The sequence below is a fragment of the Mycobacterium europaeum genome (assembly GCF_034555895.2).
Taxonomy (GTDB): Bacteria; Actinomycetota; Actinomycetes; order Mycobacteriales; family Mycobacteriaceae; genus Mycobacterium; species Mycobacterium europaeum.
The window spans coordinates 1,214,254-1,232,243 of record NZ_CP157315.1; the positions used below are offsets into that span (position 1 = coordinate 1,214,254).

Below are 17,990 nucleotides of genomic sequence, written 5' to 3' on the forward strand. Positions count from 1 at the left end.
AACATCACTGACATCCCATCATGGTGCACGCGCGTCGAAGGGGGAACCGTGAACATCATGAAGACCTGGAAAACCGTTGCCACCGGCGTGGCGGCTTTCGCCGTCGTAGGGGGAGCCGCCGGTGGCGCATTCGTCACAGCACCGACCGATCAGGTGCAGCTGGCCGCGCTCGGCGCGCCCTTACCGCAGGACCCGCCACCGCCGCCGCCGGCCCCCGGAGCCCTGCCGACCGCGGCCCAGCTGTCGAGCCTGTGTGAGCAGGCCACCAATCCGGGCGTCTCGTACACGACCAAGAACAATCTGGTCGAAAACGGCATCAGCCCCGACGAGGGCCACGTCGCCGACCACGATCTGCGAAAGGCCTACCGCAACGGGAACTTCCCGGAGACCTTCGCGGTGACGAACATCGCCCCGGCCGGCCCGAACATGGCCCAGGCCGACGTGGCCATCTCGGGCCCGAAGTTCGCCGGGCCGGTGCAAAAGCACCTGGTGTTCGTCAACCAGGGCGGGAACTGGGTCCTCCAGCACGACGCCGCCATCGCCCTGATCCAGGCTGCGACGGCGACCAACTAGGCGGCCGGTATTCTGGGCGGCCACACAGTCAGCGCACAGGTTGTGCATGTTGTCTCCACATCGCCCGGCCGTAACGTAGCCGTGCCGACACGCGAAACAACAGGGGTAGCAGGCGCGTTGACACCACGCCAGATGTGTGGATCGTTTCGGATCATTCGTGCCCGTCGAAGGGGGAACCATGAAAACCGTTAAGTTGCTCGCCACCGGAGCGGCGGCCTTCGCCGTCATCGCGGGCGCGGCCGCCGGCGCGGCGTCGATCGCGGCGCCGGTGGATCAGGTGGGGCTCGTCGCGGTCGGCGCGCCCCAGCCGCAGGACCCGGCTCCGGTCGCCGCCGACGTCCCGACCGCCGACCAGCTGACCGGCGTGCTGAACAGCCTGGCCGACCCCAGCGTGTCGTTCGCCAGCAAGAGCAACCTGGTGCAGGGCGGCATCAGCGGGATCGAGGCGCACGTCGCCGACAAGAAGCTGCAGAAGGCCGCCAGGAACGGCGACCTGCCCCTGTCGTTCGACGTCACGAACATCCAGCCGGCCGCCGCCGGTTCGGCCACGGCCGACGTCGCGGTCTCCGGCCCGAAGCTGACGTCTCCCGTCACCCAGAACATCACGTTCGTCAACCAGGGCGGCTGGGTGCTGTCGCGGGCGTCGGCGATGGAGTTGCTGCAGGCCGCCGGTCAGTGACCTGCGCGCAGCACGCGCGGGTCTGATCGGGCGACGCGGGCGGGGTCGGCCAGGACGTCGACCGAGGCGACCAGGCCGTCGCGCACCACGAAGCCCATGATCGCCGTCGCCCGGCCGGCCACGAAGATCACCGCGCCCGCGGCGCCGTTGACGGTCGCGGCGCGCACCTCGCGGTCCGCACCCGCGTAGGCGCGGGCCAGCTTCGCCACGGCGGACGCCCCCTCGGCGCGGAAACCCGCGGTGCCGTGGCCGAAGTCGCCGCGCAACACCACGTCGGGATGCAGCACCGCCACCAGGCGGTCGAAGTCGCCGCTTCGGCCCGCCGCGAAGAAGGCGTCCACGGCCTCCCGCTGGGCGACCATGTCGGAGTCGGGCGTCGGGTCGGCCGCTGCGATGCGCCGGCGCGCCCGGCTGGCCAGCTTGCGGGTGGCCTCCGGCGTCCGGCCGACGACGGGTGCGATCCGGTCGAACGGCACGGCGAACGCGTCGTGCAGCACGAACGCCAGGCGCTGCTCGGGCGGCAAGGTGTCCAGCACCACGAACAGCGCCAGCCCCACCGCGTCGGCCAGCATCGCCCGGCGTTCGGGGTCGTATTCGCCTTCGGCTTCCACGATCGGATCCGGCAGGACCCGGTTGGGCTCCTCCCGCCCGCGGGCCCGGCGGTCGCGCAGCATGTTCAAGCAGATGCGGGCCACCACGGTGGTCAGCCAGGCGTCCAGGTTGGCGATGCCGTCATGCGCGGCGCCGTTGAGCCGCAGCCAGGTTTCCTGCACGGCGTCCTGGGCGTCGTCGATCGAGCCCAGCATGCGGTAGGCGATGGCGCCCAGCTGCGGCCGCGCCGCCTCGAAGCGCGCCGTCACCGACGCATCCGCGGTCACGTGCGGCCGCCGGTGTCGGGTAGGGCGCAGACCCGGTCGCCGGAAAAGCCGGACGAGCCGATCCCGAGGGCGAGGTTGAAGCGGGCCCGCAGATTGCCCAGCGTGATGACGTGGGTGAGACCGACGAGCTGGGCGGTGTCGAAATGGGCGCGCAGCGCGTCGAAGAGCTCGTCGCTGACCTCCACGGGGGTCAGGCTGACCGCGGTCGCGTACTCGAGGATCAGCTTGTCGACGGGGGAGAAGCACGCGGCGTTTCGATAGTCGGCCAGGGCGAGCAGTTCCTCGTCGGTGATGCCCCACTGCCGGGCGATCTGCGACCCCAGGTCGATGCAGTACTCGCAGCGCACGGTCGTCGCCGACTTGAGCTCCGCGAGCGCGCGGTGGCGGGGGCTGAGGATGTCCAGCTTCGACTCGGCCTGCTCGAGCCTCCCGTAGGCGTTGAGCAGCCGCGGGATGTGCGCGTACATCCGCAGCGGTTCCAGCATCCCGGCCGTTTCCAGACCGGTCATCTGCGCCAGCTTGCGCCTGGTGAAGAAGAAGGCGACCCGGGCGCCCAGGCCGGCGTCGCGGTCGGAGACCCCTGGCAACCGGGACATGGCATCCTCCTAGCGAGTTGCGGTGTGAACCAACGTCCTCACTGAGTCGACACCCGGGGCCGCACAAACGTGACCGGGTTACCGCGGCGGCCCCGGCGCCATGTCCATGTCGAACACCCGGGCGTGCAGCACGGTGCGGTTCCGCAGCGCCGCCCGGACCGCCCGGTGCAGCCCGTCTTCGAGATAGGTGACGCCCTTCCACCGCACCGCGTGCGGGAACAGGTCGCCGTAGAAGGTCGAGTCCTCCGACAGCAGGCGGTCCAGGGCGAGCACCGTCGTCGTGGTGACCAGTTCGTCGAGCCGGATCTGCTGCGGCGGGATCTGGGCCCAGTCCCGGTAGGACAGCCCGTGCTCGGGATACGGCTTGCCTTCGCGCACGCCCTTGAAAATCATGGGCCGATCTTCCGCGACCCGTTGTTCTCAGCGGACCGGTTCATGCTGGACAGGCTAGTCGGAAGACGCGGCGTCGGCGCCGACGCCGCCCGAATCGCGGCGGGCGCCGCCGATTGCCCGCCCGCCGGGCGCCGGCGAACGACCGCTGGTAACGGTTGGCGGGACTCGAGACCCGTAAAATGAACCGGTCAACGCGGTGCAGGGAGGTGACAGCGAGTGGGAAGTGCCGACGACCGTCGCTTCGAGGTGCTGCGTGCCATCGTCGCCGATTTCGTTGCCACCAAGGAACCCATCGGTTCCAAGAGCCTGGTGGAGCGTCACAACCTGGGCGTCTCGTCCGCGACCATCCGCAACGACATGGCGGTGCTGGAGGCCGAGGGCTACATCACCCAGCCGCACACCAGCTCCGGGCGCGTGCCCACGGAGAAGGGCTACCGCGAATTCGTCGACCGCCTCCACGACGTCAAGCCGCTGTCCTCGGCCGAGCGGAGCGCGATCCTGAGCTTCCTCGAGTCCGGCGTCGACCTGGACGACGTGCTGCGCCGGGCGGTGCGGCTGCTGGCCCAGCTGACCCGCCAGGTGGCCGTGGTGCAATACCCGACGCTGACGTCGTCCACCGTGCGCCACCTGGAAGTGATCGCGCTGACCCCGGCCCGGCTGCTGATGGTGGTCATCACCGACACGGGCCGGGTGGACCAGCGCATCGTCGAACTCGGCGACGTCATCGACGACCACCGGCTGTCCCAGCTCCGCGAATTGCTGGGCCAGGCGCTGGTCGGCAAGAAGCTTTCGGCGGCCTCGGTCGCGGTGGCCGACCTGGCCGGGCAGCTCCGCGCCCCGGACGGGCTGGGCGACGCCGTCGGCCGCTCGGCGACGGTGTTGCTGGAGTCGCTGGTCGAACACAGCGAAGAACGCTTGCTGATGGGCGGTACCGCCAACCTCACGCGCAATGCCGCCGACTTCGGTGGCTCGCTGCGCTCCATCCTGGAGGCGCTCGAGGAGCAGGTGGTGGTGCTGCGGTTGCTGGCGGCCCAGCAGGAAGCCGGTAAGGTGACGGTGCGCATCGGCCATGAGACGGCCGCCGAGGAGATGGCGGGCACCTCGATGGTCACCACCGCCTACGGCACCTCCGACACCGTCTTCGGCGGGATGGGTGTGCTGGGGCCCACCCGGATGGACTATCCGGGAACTATTGCCAGCGTCGCCGCGGTTGCCCTTTATATCGGCGAAGTCCTGGGTGCTCGATGAACGTGCACCCGCAGCATGCGCAGGCGCGGGATAAAGACCAGGTTTAGGAGAAGCAGGCGTGGCACGCGACTATTACGGGCTGCTCGGCGTGAGCAGAGACGCCAACGATGCGGAGATCAAGCGCGCGTACCGCAAGCTGGCGCGCGAACTGCATCCCGACGTCAACCCGGATGAGGCCGCGCAGGCGAAGTTCAAGGAGATCAGCGTCGCCTACGAGGTGCTGAGCGACCCGGAGAAACGGCGCATCGTCGACCTGGGTGGCGATCCGATGGAGAACGCCGCGGCGGGCGGCGGCTTCGGCGGCGGTTTCGGCGGTCTGGGCGACGTGTTCGAGGCGTTCTTCGGCGGCGGCTTCAGCGGCGGCGCGACCTCCCGCGGTCCGATGGGCCGGGTGCGGCCCGGCTCGGACTCGCTGCTGCGGATGCGGCTCGACCTGGAAGAGTGCGCGACCGGGGTGACCAAGCAGGTCACCGTAGACACCGCGGTGCTGTGCGACCGATGCCAGGGTAAGGGCACCAACGGCGATTCCGTGCCGGTCCCGTGCGACACCTGCGGCGGCCGCGGCGAGATCCAGACGGTGCAGCGTTCGCTGCTCGGCCAGGTGATGACCTCGCGGCCGTGCCCGACCTGCCGCGGCGTCGGCGTCGTCATCCCCGATCCGTGCCACCAGTGCATGGGTGACGGCCGGGTCAGGGCCCGCCGCGAGATCAGCGTCAAGATCCCCGCCGGGGTCGGCGACGGCATGCGGGTGCGGCTGGCCGCCCAGGGCGAGGTCGGACCCGGGGGAGGGCCGGCCGGCGACCTGTATGTCGAGGTTCACGAGCAGCCTCACGACGTCTTCGTGCGCGAAGGTGACGACCTGCACTGCACGGTGTCGGTGCCCATGGTCGACGCGGCCCTGGGCGCCACGATCACCGTCGACGCCATCCTGGACGGGCTCAGCGAGGTCACCATTCCGGCCGGCACGCAACCGAATTCGGTCATCACGCTGCGTGGCCACGGCATGCCGCACCTGCGCTCGGGCACCCGGGGCGACCTGCACGTCCACGTCGAGGTGCTGGTCCCCACCCGGCTGGACCACCACGACACCGAACTGCTGCGGGAGCTGAAGAGCCGGCGCAGCCGCGACGTGCCCGAGGTCCGGTCGACGCACGCGGGCGGTGGGCTGTTCAGCCGCCTGCGCGAGACCTTCACCGGCCGCTAGCCGCTGCAAGGCGGGCGCATGGTCGCGACCCTGTTCTACGTCGACGCGCTGCCCGATATCGGGGCACTGGCCCTCGTCGGGGGCGACGAGGGGTTCCACGCCGCCACCGTGCGGCGGATCCGCCCGGGCGAACAGCTGGTCCTCGGCGACGGCGCCGGTGGCCTGGCGCACTGCGAGGTCGAGCACGCCGGCCGCGACGGGCTGCGGGCGCGGGTGCTGAAGCGCTGGAGCGTCCCGCCCGGCCGGCCGCCGGTGACGGTGGTCCAGGCGCTGCCGAAGTCCGACCGCTCGGAGTTGGCCATCGAGTTGGCCACCGAAGCCGGCGCCGACGCGTTCCTGGCCTGGCAGGCGGCCCGCTGCGTGGCCGTCTGGCAGGGCGCCCGCGCGGACAAGGGACTGCGCCGGTGGCGTGCCGTAACCCGGTCCGCGGCCCGGCAATCCCGGCGGGCGCACATCCCGCCCGTCGACGGCGTGCTGTCCACCGCGGCACTGGCCCAGCGGATCCGCGACGACGTGGCCGCCGGGGCGGTGGTGCTGGCGTTACACGAGTCGGCGACCGACCCGCTGACCCACCTCGAGGTCGCCCGCGCGCAGTCGCTGGTTCTCGTCGTGGGCCCCGAAGGCGGCATCGCCCCCGACGAGATCGCCGCGTTGACCGGGGCGGGGGCGGCACCGGTGCGGCTGGGCCCGCAGGTGCTGCGCACGTCGACCGCCGCGGCGGTGGCGCTGGGCGCGCTCGGCGTGCTCACCGGGCGCTGGGACGACGCTTCGCCCCTCTAATTCCGCGGCTGAACGCTGACCAACGGGGGGCCCGGGCGTAGACTTAGGCAGCCGAGCAAACCACCGACAAGCCGAGAAAGCAGGCATCGAGAACCACGTGACGCCCCGCGAGACCAGCGCTGTTGACACAGCCGGAGGCCTCCAGGCCAACGCCCAAGTACGCAGCAGCATCGATGTCCAGCCCGATGTCGTCGTCGGCTTGTTGGGATCGGCAGACGAAAACCTCCGCGCGTTGGAACGCAGCCTCAATGCCGACCTGCACGTGCGTGGCAACGCCGTGACGGTCTCGGGTGCGCCGGCCGACGTCGCGCTCGCCGAGCGGGCGATCTCCGAGCTGGTCGCGATCGTCGCCAACGGTCAGCCGCTGACCCCGGAGGTGGTCCGCCACAGCGTCGCCATGCTGGCCGGCACCGACAACGAGTCGCCGGCCGAAGTGCTCACCCTGGACATCCTGTCGCGGCGCGGAAAGACCATCCGGCCCAAGACGCTCAACCAGAAGCGCTACGTCGACGCCATCGACGCCAACACCATCGTTTTCGGGGTCGGCCCGGCCGGCACCGGGAAGACGTATCTGGCGATGGCCAAGGCGGTCAGCGCCTTGCAGACCAAACAGGTCAACCGCATCATCCTGACCCGGCCGGCGGTGGAAGCCGGTGAGCGCCTTGGGTTTTTGCCGGGCACGCTGAGCGAGAAGATCGACCCGTATCTGCGGCCGCTGTACGACGCGCTGTACGACATGATGGATCCCGAGCTGATCCCCAAGCTGATGTCCGCCGGGGTCATCGAGGTGGCGCCGCTGGCGTATATGCGTGGCCGCACGCTGAATTCGGCCTTCATCGTCCTCGACGAGGCGCAGAACACCACCGCCGAGCAGATGAAGATGTTCCTGACCCGGCTCGGATTCGGCTCGAAGATGGTCATCACCGGGGACATCACCCAGGTGGATCTTCCCGGCGGCGCGAGGTCGGGCCTGCGGTCGGCGATCGAGATCCTGGACAGCGTCGAGGACATCCACATCGCGGAGCTGACCAGCGTGGACGTGGTGCGCCACCGGCTGGTCTCCGAAATCGTGGACGCCTACGCGAGGTTCGAAGAACCCGGGCTGGCGATGAACCGGGCGGCCCGGCGCGCGTCGGGCACCCGCGGGCGCCGGTGATGAGGGCCGTGACCGTTTCATGAGCATCGAGGTATCCAACGAGTCGGGCGTCGACGTCTCCGAAACCGAGTTGATCAGCGTCGCACGGTTTGTCATCGCCAAGATGGACGTCAACCCGGCAGCCGAGCTGTCGATGGTGCTGCTGGACACCGCGGCGATGGCCGACCTGCACATGCGCTGGATGGACCTGCCCGGGCCGACGGACGTGATGAGCTTCCCGATGGACGAGCTCGAGCCGGGTGGCAGGCCCGACGCGCCGGAGCCGGGACCGTCGATGCTGGGCGACATCGTGCTGTGCCCGGAATTCGCCGCCGGGCAGGCCGACGCGGCCGGCCACAGCCTGGGCCACGAGCTGGCGCTGCTGACCATCCACGGGGTGCTGCATCTGCTGGGATACGACCACGGCGAGCCGGACGAGGAGAAGGAAATGTTCGCGCTCCAGGACCGGTTGCTCGAAGAATGGGTCGCCGAGCAGGTCGAGGCCTACCAGCAACACCGCCAGCTGGAGCGGGATAGCCGGTTGCTGGACAAGTCGAGGTATTTCGACAATTGAGCCCACTTCGAATTCTCGGGATCGCGGCCGCAGCCGCCATCGCCCTGGCGCCGTTCTCGGTGGTAGCCACCACGACCGGCGTGGCCGAGGCGGCTCCGTGCGCCGGCGCCGGGTCCAACCCCGCCAGTTGTCAGTGGTGTCAATATCTGGTGGCGCAGTACCACACCTCCAACGTGTGCTCTCAGGCCGCGCCGCCCCGCCGGGCCCAGCCGCCGCCGAGCCCGGTGCAGGTTCCCGAGCTTCCGCCCTACGTGCCGCCGAGCCCGGAGCCGGTGCATGCGCCGCCGGTCATCCCGCCGAATCTGCCGCCCCCCAACGCGGTCCCGACGATCAGCCCGCCGGGGCCCGACGCCTCCAGAAACGTCTCGGTGGTGGCACCGCCGCGGGGGCTGGACGTTCCGCCGCAGGCCGTCGCGGCGGCCAAGGCCGCACCGCCGACGCGCGTCAATCCGGCCGACCCGCCGAAGCCGCCCACGCAGGTCGACTTCAACCAGCGGGTGCAGAACGTCGTCAACACCCACCGGGAGAACGTCGACGTCCTCAAGGTCGACAATCAGCGGCTGATCCGGCCCCGCCACTGGGACTACGTCGACTACGACGACGCCTATCGCCGGCCGGCTTTGTTCAACCCGCTGACTCAGGCGATGACCTTCCGCTACTTCTACAACGGCGCCGACCGGGAGCTTTACGTGCCGCCCGGCGCCCGGATGGTGCTCGACGCCGCCACCGTCGGCGTGGTGCCGTTCACCGCGGTCGGCGACGGCTGGGTGGCGTCGGGCAGTTTCTACGGCGGGGGCGTGGTGCCGCCCGACGGGTTCAACGGCCCGCCACCGCCGGACTTCCGGCAGCCGGCGCCGCCGAAGGTGTACCAGAACGTCCTGGTCGCCGTGCCCGCCGCCAACCAGATCGTGGAAGTCGGCCAGGTGGCGGTGGTCGGGGTGGACAACAGCCAACCCGCGGGCAGCCGGGACACCATGTTCCTGCTCGACGACTCGACCCTGGCGTGGGGCCAGGTCAACGACACCAGCAGCGCCAACTCCCAGATCAGGGTGACCAAGACTCAGTCGCTGCCCGGCGCGGGGCCGACCGACGACGGCAACTTCCTGGTGGTGCTGGCCGTCCGCCCGCACGAGGAGCCTCCCCAGCCCGCGCCGCCGTGGTGGCCCTCGGCCCTGGGCTACGGGGCGTTGGGGGTGGTCGTGGGTCTCACCGCCTGGGCCCTCAACCGCAAGCGCAGCGATGACGACGTCGGGCAGCCCGTCACCACATCAAGGTCTTCCGGCAGTTGACCGGCCTGTCCTGGCTGCTCGGCGCGATGGCGCTGATCGCCATCGGCGGGCTGTTCGCGGCGATGGACGCCGCCATCAGCACGGTCTCGCTGGCCCGGGTCCAGGAGTTGGTGCGCGAGGAGCGGCCCGGTGCCGTGTCGCTGTCCGAGGTGATGGCCGAGCGGCCGCGCTACATCAACCTGGTCGTGCTGCTGCGGATCACCTGCGAGATCACGGCGACCGTGCTGCTGGTGCTGTTCCTGTACGACAACTTCGGTCTGAATCGGGCGTTGTTCGGCGCAGCGGGCACCATGGTGGTGATGAGTTTCGTCGTCATCGGGGTCGGCCCGCGCACGCTCGGCCGCCAGCATGCGTATTCCATCTCGTTGACGACGGCGGTTCCGCTGCGCCTCATCTCGTGGCTGTTGATGCCGCTGAGCCGGTTGCTGGTGGTGCTGGGTAATGCGCTGACGCCCGGCCGCGGCCTGCGCAACGGCCCGTTCGCGTCCGAGATCGAGTTGCGCGAGGTGGTCGACCTGGCCCAGCAGCGCGGCGTGGTCGCCGCCGACGAACGGCGGATGATCGAGTCGGTGTTCGAGCTCGGCGACACCCCGGCCCGCGAGGTGATGGTGCCGCGCACCGAGATGATCTGGATCGAAAGCGACAAGCTCGCCAGCCAGGCGCTGAACCTGGCGGTGCGCAGCGGGCATTCCCGCCTCCCGGTGATCGGGGAGAACGTCGATGACATCGTCGGGGTGGTGTACCTCAAAGACCTTGTGCAGCAAAGCTTTTTGTCGGGTGACCGCGGGCGGGGCATCACCGTGGCGCAGGTGATGCGCCCGGCGGTGTTCGTGCCGGACTCCAAGCCCCTGGATACGCTGTTGCGCGAAATGCAGCGGGACCGCATCCACATGGCCCTCCTGGTCGACGAGTACGGCGCGATAGCCGGCCTGGTGAGCATCGAAGACGTGCTGGAGGAAATCGTCGGCGAGATCGCCGACGAGTACGACCTGACCGAGACGGCTCCGATAGAAGACCTGGGCGACAAACGCTTCCGCGTCTCGGCGCGGTTGCCGATCGAAGACCTCGGCGAGCTGTACGACGTGGAATTCGACGACGACCTCGACGTCGATACCGTCGGCGGCCTGCTCGCCCTGGAGCTGGGCCGGGTTCCCCTGCCCGGCGCCGAGGTGGTCTCGCACGGCTTGCGGCTGCAGGCCGAGGGCGGCACCGATCACCGCGGACGGGTGCGCGTCGGCACTGTCTTGTTGAGCCCGGCCGAGCCGCAGTCCAACGGCTCCGGCGACCGTGGGGCCGAACAGCATGGCTGAGCGTCGGGGCGCCGGGGCATGACCGAATTCCATTCGGGCTTCGTGTGTTTGGTCGGCAGGCCGAACACGGGCAAGTCGACGCTGACCAACGCGCTCGTCGGAACCAAGGTGGCGATCACCTCGACGCGGCCGCAGACCACCCGCCACACCATCCGCGGAATCGTGCACCGGAACGATTTCCAGATCATTCTCGTCGACACGCCCGGCTTGCACCGGCCGCGCACCCTGCTGGGCAAGCGGCTCAACGACCTGGTGCGCGATACCTACGCCGAAGTCGACGTGATCGGGTTGTGCATTCCGGCCGACGAGGCGATCGGCCCGGGGGACCGGTGGATCGTCGACCAGATCCGTTCCACCGCACCGAGAACCAAGCTGGTGGCCATCGTGACCAAGATCGACAAGGTGCCCAAGGATCGGGTGGCCGCCCAGTTGGTCGCGGTCAGTGAACTGGTCGGCGACTCGGCGGAGATCGTGCCCGTCTCGGCGGCAACCGGGCAGCAGGTGGACGTCCTGATCGACGTGCTGGCGGCGGCGCTGCCCGTCGGTCCAGCGTATTACCCCGACGGTGAGCTGACCGACGAACCTGAGGAGGTCCTGATGGCGGAGCTGATCCGCGAGGCCGCCCTGGAGGGGGTCCGCGACGAGCTGCCGCACTCGTTGGCGGTGGTCATCGACGAGGTCAACCCCCGGGAGGGCCGCGACGACCTGATCGACGTGCACGCGCTGCTCTACGTCGAGCGCGACAGCCAGAAGGGGATCATCATCGGCAAGGGTGGCGCCCGGCTGCGCGAGGTGGGCACCGCGGCGCGCGGCCAGATCGAAAAGCTGCTCGGCACAAAGGTGTATCTCGACCTGCGGGTGAAGGTCGCCAAGAATTGGCAGAGCGATCCCAAACAGCTTGGTCGGCTGGGCTTCTAGACCGCGGAGAAGGTCTTCACCGTCCGCGGGCCGCCTCACCGGGGACGGCCTCGAGGTCCAGATCGTCGGATCGGCGCAGCACGGCGAGGCGCCGCTTCACCTCCGCGCGGGCGGGCTGCCGGCCGCCGGCGGCGCGCCCGCTTCTGCGGTCCACCACATCGTGGGCTGCTTGGTCGACCACCCGCTGACGGCCTCCAACTCGGCGGCCAGCGAGATCAACGTGCCCTCGCTGTTGGCGGGCCCCATCAACTGCACGCCGATCGGCAGCCCCTCGGAGGTGAACCCGGCCGGCACGTTGATCGACGGCCAGCCCAACACGTTCCATGCGAACGTGGCCGGACACGCGGCGACCATGGCCCGATCGGTGCCGAAGCCGCTCAACCGGTCGAAGGCGCGCGCCAGCGGCGGCGGTTGGGCCGTGGTGGGGGCCAGCACGACGTCGACGATGTCGAAGATCGAGCCCACCCGCCGGTGCAGGGCGGCTTCGTGCCGGCGCGCGGTGCGCAGGATCGCCTGACCCAGGACATGCCCCACGCGCAGGTTCGCCGACGTGCGAGGGTCCAGGGTCACCCCGTCACCCAGTCGCTCCTCCCAATCCCGCAGCCCGGCGGTCGACCGTGCGAGGAAGTCCCACGACAACCGCAGACCGTAGTCGGGATTGCCTGGCACCACCGTGTGGCCGAGCAACTCGAGTTGCGTGGCGACGGCTCGCGTCGCGGCCAGGATCTCCGGATGCAGCTTGGACCGAAAACCCGTGTAGGGGAACCGGGTCGACAGCGCGATGTTGAGCGGACCGGGCGCGATACCGACATAGTCGGAGGCGGTGACCGGGGGAGGCCTGTGCCGGTCGCCCTCGACGTTGCCCGACGCCGCGTCGAGCACCAACGCCGCGTCGGCCACCGTGCGGGCCAGCACGCCGTTGACCGTGATGCCGTTGAACGCCTCGGGCAGCGGCCAGGTGGAGATGCGGCCACGCTGCGGCTTGATGCCTACCAGGTGCGTCCACGCGGCGGGGATCCGGACGCTGCCGGCGCCGTCGGAGCCGATCGCGGCGGTGACCAGCCCGGCGGCCACCGCGGCCGCGCTGCCGCCCGACGAGCCGCCCGGGGTGTGCCGGCGCGACCAGGGGTTGCGGGTATGCCCGAATCCGGGTCCGCTGGTGAACGGCCACTGGCCCAGTTCGCAGGTGTTGGTCTTGCCGACGATCACCGCGCCGGCCGCCTTCAGGCGGCGAACCACCTCGGCGTCGTGGGTAGCGGGCGCGACATATCCCTCGGTGCCGAACGCGGTCGGCACCCCGGCGATGTCGACGTCGTCCTTCACCGCGATCGGGATGCCCAGCAACGGCGCCGTGTCCCCGGCCGCGCGGCGTCGATCGGCCGCCGCCGCGTCGGCCAGCGCCGACTCGGTGAGCACCACGCGGAAGGCGTTCAACGTGGGCTGGCTCGCGTGGATGGCGTGCAGGGACCGGCGCACCAGTGTGACGGAGGTCACCGAGCGGCTGGCCAGCTGATAGAGCAGGTCAGTCAGGGTGGGCAGGCGCTGGTTGCCGGATCCGAAAACGGACCCGGTACTCGACTCGGAAGCGCCAATCACGGGGTACGAGACTAATCGGCGCGGATACCAGCATTGTCGCGGCGGGGTGCAAAACTGTTGTGATGCGGCTGTATCGAGACCGGGCGGTGGTGTTGCGTCAACACAAGCTCGGCGAGGCCGACCGGATCGTCACCCTGCTCACCCGTGATCACGGGCTGGTTCGGGCGGTGGCCAAGGGTGTCCGCCGCACCCGCAGCAAATTCGGGGCGCGGCTGGAACCGTTCGCGCACATCGACGCGCAGCTGCATCCCGGCCGCAACCTCGACATTGTCACCCAGGTTGTCTCGATCGACGCGTTCGCCACCGACATCGTCAGCGACTACGGCCGCTACACCTGCGGCTGCGCGATGCTGGAAACCGCCGAACGCCTCGCCGGTGAGGAGCGGGCCCCCGCCCCGGCCCTGCACCGGCTCACGGTGAGCGCGTTGCGGGCGGTGGCCGACGGCCGCCGGTCCCGGGACCTGCTGCTGGACGCCTACCTGCTGCGCGCCATGGGCATCGCCGGATGGGCGCCGGCGCTGACCGAGTGCGCCCGATGCGCCACCCCCGGGCCGCATCGCGCGTTTCACGTCGGCGCCGGGGGCAGCGTCTGCGCGCACTGCCGTCCAGCCGGCTCGACGACACCGCCGCCGGGCGTGCTGGATCTGATGTCCGCGTTGCACGACGGCGATTGGGAGTTCGCCGACAAGACCCCGCAATCGCACCGCAGCTACGTCAGCGGGCTGGTGGCCGCGCACCTGCAATGGCACCTGGAACGGCAGCTCAAAACGCTGCCATTGGTGGAACGGACGCATCACGTCGACCGCGCCATCGCCGAGCGGCGCGCTGCGCTGGCCGAGCGGGACTGTGGCTAGGGTCCGGGCCGGCGGCCCCGGCCGGACGCCCGGGCGCGCGCCGAGGCCCGCCGACTTCCCCCAGCTGCCGCCCGCGCCCGACGACTACCCCGTCTTTCCCGACCGGACGACCTGGCCGGTCGTGTTTCCCGAACTGCCGCCCGCCGCCGGCGGTGGGCCGTCCCGGCCCCCGCAGCACATCTCCAAGGCAGCCGCGCCCCGGATTCCGGCCGACCGGTTGCCGGTTCACGTTGCCATCGTGATGGACGGCAACGGCCGCTGGGCCACCCAACGCGGATTGACCCGTACCGACGGCCACAAGGCGGGTGAGGCGGTCGTCATCGACGTCGTCTGTGGCGCAATCGAAATCGGAATCAAATGGCTCAGCCTCTACGCCTTCTCTACCGAGAACTGGAAGCGTTCGCCCGAGGAGGTCCGCTTCCTGATGGGCTTCAACCGCGATGTGGTGCGCATGCGCCGGGTGAACCTCAAGACCATAGGGGTCAAGATCCGCTGGGTGGGCTCGCGTCCGCGGCTGTGGCGCAGCGTGATCAATGAATTGGCGATCGCCGAAGAGATGACGAAGGACAACGACGTCATCACCGTCAACTACTGCGTCAACTACGGGGGACGTGCCGAAATCGCCGACGCCACAAAAGAAATCGCGCGCCTGGCCGCCGCTGGCCGCCTGAACCCGGAGCGCATCACCGAGACGACGGTGGCGCAGCACCTGCAGCGGCCGGACATCCCCGACGTGGACCTCTTCCTGCGGAGCTCCGGGGAACAGCGATCCAGCAATTTCATGCTGTGGCAGGCGGCGTACGCCGAATACATCTTCCAGGACAAGCTGTGGCCCGACTACGACCGCCGCGACCTGTGGGCGGCCTGCGAGGAATACGCCGCGCGGAACCGAAGATTCGGGAGCGCGTAGTGGGGACCGGAAGCGCGGCGGAGCCGGGCGCGACGGGTCCGCACGGGGATGATCCGATGCCATCACTGCAGGAGCGGCTGGCGTCGGTGCTCGGCGAAGTCCTTCCCGTCCAGGAGGAGCCCGACGGCGCGCTGACCGTGCGCCACGCCGGGACCATCGCGTCGCTGCGGGTGGTCCACATCGCCGACGACCTCGACCTGGTGTCGCTCACCCAGGTCGTGGCCTGGGATCTGCCGTTGACCAAGAAGATCGGCGATCAGGTCGCCAGGCAGGCCCGCGACAGCAACTTCGGCAGCGTCACCCTCGTGGAGAAGGTCAACGAGAAGGCGGTGCAACGCAACGCGGGCAAGGGCGCCGCCAAGAGCGCCGACGTGATGCTGCGATACAACTTTCCCGGTGCCGGCCTGACCGACGACGCGCTGCGCACCCTGATCCTGCTGGTGCTCGATACCGGCGCCGGGATCCGGAGCGCCCTGACGTCGTGACGGTGTCACGTCCGCCGCGTTATTGACAGTCCTTGCAGGTGCCGAAGATCTCGATGGTGTGGCTGACGTCGGCATAGCCGTGTTTGGCCGCGACTTGCGCCGCCCACTCCTCGACCTCGTGGTCGCCGACTTCGATGGTGGAACCGCAGCCGCGGCAGACCAGGTGATGGTGGTGGTGTTCGGAGCACCTGCGGTAGACCGACTCGCCGGTGTCGGTGCGCAGCGTGTCGACCATGCCCGCCGCCGCCATCGACTGCAGCGTCCGGTAGACCGTGGTCAGCCCGATGTTCTCGCCGCGGCGGCGCAACTCGTCGTGCAACTCCTGCGCCGAGCGGAAGTCGTCGAGGGTGTCCATCAGTGTGGAGATCGCCGCCCGCTGGCGGGTCGACCGGACGCTCGCGCCCGTCACTGGGTGCCCTCGCCCGCGTGGGCCACCGCGTCCACCACGATGTGCGCCAGGTGATGGTCGGCCAGCCGGTAGAGCACCTCGCGGCCCGAGCGCTCCCCGGTGACGACGCCGGCCGCCTTGAGGATCTTCAGGTGCTGGCTGACCAGTGGCTGCGGGACGCCGAGCGCGTCGACCAGCTCGTGCACGCAGCGGTGGGATTCACGCAGCTGCAGCACGATGGCGATCCGCACCGGGGCCGCCAGCGCGCGCAGCAGCTCGCCGGCCGCGTCGAGGATCTCCCGCGACGGCGGGACGGGATAGTCGGCCAGCGCGCGGTGTCCGCCGGGCCCGGCGTCGACGTGCTCCTGGTCGACCACGCTCATGGCCGATCCCATGTCGCCACCGGCGGTGGTCGGCATGGAGGACGGCGGAGAGGGGGACATCGCCATGGGAGAGAGTCATCACCTCGAGAAGTGCCAGGTAGTGGGGAAGTCCCGCCGTGAGGTCCGGCGGGCGGCCGACTTCCACTGTCACATGCATGATGACGCATGTCAAAGACCGCGGCGCCGATCGCTACCATGACTGATGCTCTGCGCGCGGCGGCCGGCCGCCGCGCGCGCCCGTCCAAACCCGGAAAGGGAGTGCACCACCCCGTGGCCTCCGTCATCGACACCGTAGTGAACCTGGCCAAACGGCGCGGCTTCGTCTTTCCCTCGGGTGAGATCTACGGCGGCACCCGGTCGGCGTGGGACTACGGGCCGCTGGGCGTCGAGCTCAAGGAGAACATCAAACGGCAGTGGTGGCGCTCGGTGGTGACCGGGCGCGACGACGTGGTGGGCATCGATTCGTCGATCATCCTGCCGCGGCAGGTGTGGGTGGCCTCCGGCCACGTCGAGGTCTTCCACGACCCGCTGGTCGAGTGCCTGAACTGCCACCATCGGCATCGTCAGGACCACATGCAGGAGGCCTACGCGGTCAAGAAGGGCGTCGACGACCCCGCCACGGTGCCGATGACCGAGATCGTCTGCCCGGACTGCGGCACCAAGGGCCGGTGGACCGAGCCCCGCGAGTTCAACATGATGCTCAAGACCTACCTCGGGCCCATCGAAACCGAGGAGGGGCTGCACTACCTGCGTCCGGAGACCGCGCAGGGCATCTTCGTCAACTTCGCCAACGTCGCCACCACCGCGCGCAAGAAGCCGCCCTTCGGCATCGGCCAGATCGGCAAGAGCTTCCGGAACGAGATCACGCCGGGCAACTTCATTTTCCGAACCCGCGAGTTCGAACAAATGGAAATGGAGTTCTTCGTCGAACCGTCGACGGCGAAGGAATGGCACCAGTATTGGATTGACACCCGGCTGCAATGGTATGTCGAGCTGGGTATCGATCCGGAGAATCTGCGATTGTTCGAGCACCCGGCCGAGAAGCTCTCGCACTATTCGGACCGCACCGTCGACATCGAGTACAAGTTCGGTTTCGCCGGCAACCCGTGGGGTGAGCTGGAAGGCGTCGCCAACCGCACCGATTTCGACTTGTCCACCCACGCAAAGCATTCCGGGGCCGACCTGTCGTACTACGACCAGGCCACCGATAGGCGCTACACCCCGTATGTCATCGAACCCGCGGCCGGCCTCACCCGGTCGTTCATGGCGTTTCTGATCGATGCCTACACCGAGGACGAGGCGCCCAACGCCAAGGGCGTCATGGAGAAGCGCACGGTGCTGCGCCTGGACCCGCGGCTGGCGCCGGTCAAGGCCGCGGTGCTGCCGCTGTCCCGGCACGCCGACCTGAGCCCGAAGGCGCGCGACCTGGCCGCAGAATTGCGCACCTGCTGGAACATCGATTTCGACGACGCCGGCGCGATCGGGCGACGCTACCGGCGCCAGGACGAGGTGGGGACGCCGTTCTGTGTGACGGTGGACTTCGATTCGCTCGAAGACAACGCCGTCACGGTGCGCCGCCGTGACGACATGACGCAGGAGCGGGTCGCGATGAACGCGGTGGCCGACTATCTGGCCGCGCGGCTCAAGGGCTGCTGACCGGTACGGGCGCCGCCCCGTGCGGGCCCGGACTCGCCTGCTCGATCGGCCTGCGCATCCCTGCGCCGCGCAATTAAACGTTTCGTAAAAAACCGGTCTCGGGTGGCCGGTTGTCCTAGGCTTTTAAGGCGATGTTTCTCA

Annotated in this window: 20 protein-coding genes; 14 read left to right on the forward strand and 6 right to left on the reverse strand. The window is 69.6% G+C overall.

Annotated features, from left to right (window positions below; all coding sequences use genetic code 11):
• Positions 1-57 precede the first annotated feature (57 nt).
• Positions 58-573, forward strand: a complete 516-nt coding sequence (locus tag U8D42_RS05685; RefSeq protein WP_322859462.1) for a hypothetical protein — start codon at positions 58-60, stop codon at positions 571-573.
• A 178-nt stretch (positions 574-751) separates the two neighbouring features.
• The gene (locus U8D42_RS05690) at positions 752-1,252 is read left to right on the forward strand and encodes a hypothetical protein (RefSeq protein WP_322858933.1); all 501 of its coding nucleotides are present in this window, start codon (positions 752-754) and stop codon (positions 1,250-1,252) included.
• Here U8D42_RS05690 and U8D42_RS05695 read toward each other — a convergent pair.
• The 3 genes from U8D42_RS05695 to U8D42_RS05705 all read right to left on the reverse strand — a co-directional run bounded on the left by U8D42_RS05695 (position 1,246) and on the right by U8D42_RS05705 (position 3,119).
• Positions 1,246-2,130 (reverse strand): sigma-70 family RNA polymerase sigma factor, encoded by an 885-nt coding sequence (locus U8D42_RS05695; RefSeq protein ID WP_322858932.1) that lies wholly within the window; start codon positions 2,128-2,130, stop codon positions 1,246-1,248. The two genes, U8D42_RS05690 and U8D42_RS05695, sit on opposite strands and share 7 nt — an antisense overlap.
• Positions 2,127-2,726: a carboxymuconolactone decarboxylase family protein gene (locus U8D42_RS05700; protein WP_322858931.1), complete on the reverse strand. Its 600-nt coding sequence runs from the start codon at positions 2,724-2,726 to the stop codon at positions 2,127-2,129. Before U8D42_RS05700 ends, U8D42_RS05695 begins: the two co-directional genes overlap by 4 nt.
• 78 nt (positions 2,727-2,804) lie before the next feature.
• Positions 2,805-3,119: a type II toxin-antitoxin system VapB family antitoxin gene (locus U8D42_RS05705; protein WP_067918923.1), complete on the reverse strand. Its 315-nt coding sequence runs from the start codon at positions 3,117-3,119 to the stop codon at positions 2,805-2,807.
• 216 nt (positions 3,120-3,335) lie between these two features.
• Between U8D42_RS05705 and hrcA the strand changes: the two genes are divergently transcribed.
• The 8 genes from hrcA to era all read left to right on the forward strand — a co-directional run bounded on the left by hrcA (position 3,336) and on the right by era (position 11,577).
• Entirely contained in the window at positions 3,336-4,367 is a 1,032-nt protein-coding gene (gene hrcA, locus U8D42_RS05710) for a heat-inducible transcriptional repressor HrcA (protein ID WP_085240317.1), read from the forward strand.
• Between the two features lie 58 nt (positions 4,368-4,425).
• On the forward strand, positions 4,426-5,571 hold the full coding sequence (gene dnaJ / locus U8D42_RS05715; protein WP_085240318.1) for a molecular chaperone DnaJ: 1,146 nt from the start codon (positions 4,426-4,428) through the stop codon (positions 5,569-5,571).
• An 18-nt stretch (positions 5,572-5,589) separates the two neighbouring features.
• Positions 5,590-6,351 (forward strand): 16S rRNA (uracil(1498)-N(3))-methyltransferase, encoded by a 762-nt coding sequence (locus U8D42_RS05720; RefSeq protein WP_085240319.1) that lies wholly within the window; start codon positions 5,590-5,592, stop codon positions 6,349-6,351.
• Between the two features lie 97 nt (positions 6,352-6,448).
• Positions 6,449-7,507: a PhoH family protein gene (locus U8D42_RS05725; protein WP_085240320.1), complete on the forward strand. Its 1,059-nt coding sequence runs from the start codon at positions 6,449-6,451 to the stop codon at positions 7,505-7,507.
• 19 nt (positions 7,508-7,526) lie between these two features.
• Positions 7,527-8,060 carry an rRNA maturation RNase YbeY gene (gene ybeY / locus U8D42_RS05730; RefSeq protein WP_085240321.1) on the forward strand — a complete coding sequence of 178 codons (534 nt, stop codon included), beginning with the start codon at positions 7,527-7,529 and terminating at the stop codon, positions 8,058-8,060.
• A complete protein-coding gene (locus U8D42_RS05735) occupies positions 8,057-9,349 on the forward strand; it encodes a hypothetical protein (protein WP_322858930.1) in 1,293 nt (430 codons plus the stop codon). Before ybeY ends, U8D42_RS05735 begins: the two co-directional genes overlap by 4 nt.
• Positions 9,346-10,659: a hemolysin family protein gene (locus tag U8D42_RS05740; protein WP_090420626.1), complete on the forward strand. Its 1,314-nt coding sequence runs from the start codon at positions 9,346-9,348 to the stop codon at positions 10,657-10,659. The genes U8D42_RS05735 and U8D42_RS05740 overlap by 4 nt, the downstream gene beginning before the upstream one ends.
• Positions 10,660-10,677: 18 nt before the next feature.
• Positions 10,678-11,577, forward strand: coding sequence for a GTPase Era (gene era / locus U8D42_RS05745; protein ID WP_322858929.1), 900 nt, complete (start codon positions 10,678-10,680; stop codon positions 11,575-11,577).
• A gap of 96 nt (positions 11,578-11,673) precedes the next feature.
• On the opposite strand, the gene U8D42_RS05750 is transcribed toward era, so the two are convergent.
• Complete coding sequence (locus tag U8D42_RS05750) at positions 11,674-13,173, reverse strand: amidase (RefSeq protein WP_322858928.1); 1,500 nt, start codon at positions 13,171-13,173, stop codon at positions 11,674-11,676.
• Between the two features lie 62 nt (positions 13,174-13,235).
• Between U8D42_RS05750 and recO the strand changes: the two genes are divergently transcribed.
• The 3 genes from recO to U8D42_RS05765 are packed head-to-tail and all read left to right on the forward strand — an operon-like array spanning position 13,236 to position 15,422.
• Positions 13,236-14,027 (forward strand): DNA repair protein RecO, encoded by a 792-nt coding sequence (gene recO / locus U8D42_RS05755; RefSeq protein ID WP_085240327.1) that lies wholly within the window; start codon positions 13,236-13,238, stop codon positions 14,025-14,027.
• A complete protein-coding gene (locus U8D42_RS05760) occupies positions 14,020-14,937 on the forward strand; it encodes a decaprenyl diphosphate synthase (protein ID WP_322858927.1) in 918 nt (305 codons plus the stop codon). The genes recO and U8D42_RS05760 overlap by 8 nt, the downstream gene beginning before the upstream one ends.
• Before the next feature lie 56 nt (positions 14,938-14,993).
• Positions 14,994-15,422 (forward strand): hypothetical protein, encoded by a 429-nt coding sequence (locus U8D42_RS05765; protein WP_322858926.1) that lies wholly within the window; start codon positions 14,994-14,996, stop codon positions 15,420-15,422.
• Between the two features lie 19 nt (positions 15,423-15,441).
• On the opposite strand, the gene U8D42_RS05770 is transcribed toward U8D42_RS05765, so the two are convergent.
• Together U8D42_RS05770 and U8D42_RS05775 are read right to left on the reverse strand one after the other, a co-directional pair.
• Positions 15,442-15,831, reverse strand: a complete 390-nt coding sequence (locus U8D42_RS05770; RefSeq protein WP_322858925.1) for a Fur family transcriptional regulator — start codon at positions 15,829-15,831, stop codon at positions 15,442-15,444.
• Positions 15,828-16,205, reverse strand: a complete 378-nt coding sequence (locus U8D42_RS05775) for an ArsR/SmtB family transcription factor (RefSeq protein WP_420845660.1) — start codon at positions 16,203-16,205, stop codon at positions 15,828-15,830. The genes U8D42_RS05770 and U8D42_RS05775 overlap by 4 nt, the downstream gene beginning before the upstream one ends.
• A gap of 246 nt (positions 16,206-16,451) precedes the next feature.
• Here U8D42_RS05775 and U8D42_RS05780 point away from each other — a divergent pair, with 246 nt between their 5' ends.
• Positions 16,452-17,849 carry a glycine--tRNA ligase gene (locus tag U8D42_RS05780; protein WP_322859461.1) on the forward strand — a complete coding sequence of 466 codons (1,398 nt, stop codon included), beginning with the start codon at positions 16,452-16,454 and terminating at the stop codon, positions 17,847-17,849.
• The last annotated feature ends 141 nt before the right edge of the window (positions 17,850-17,990 follow it).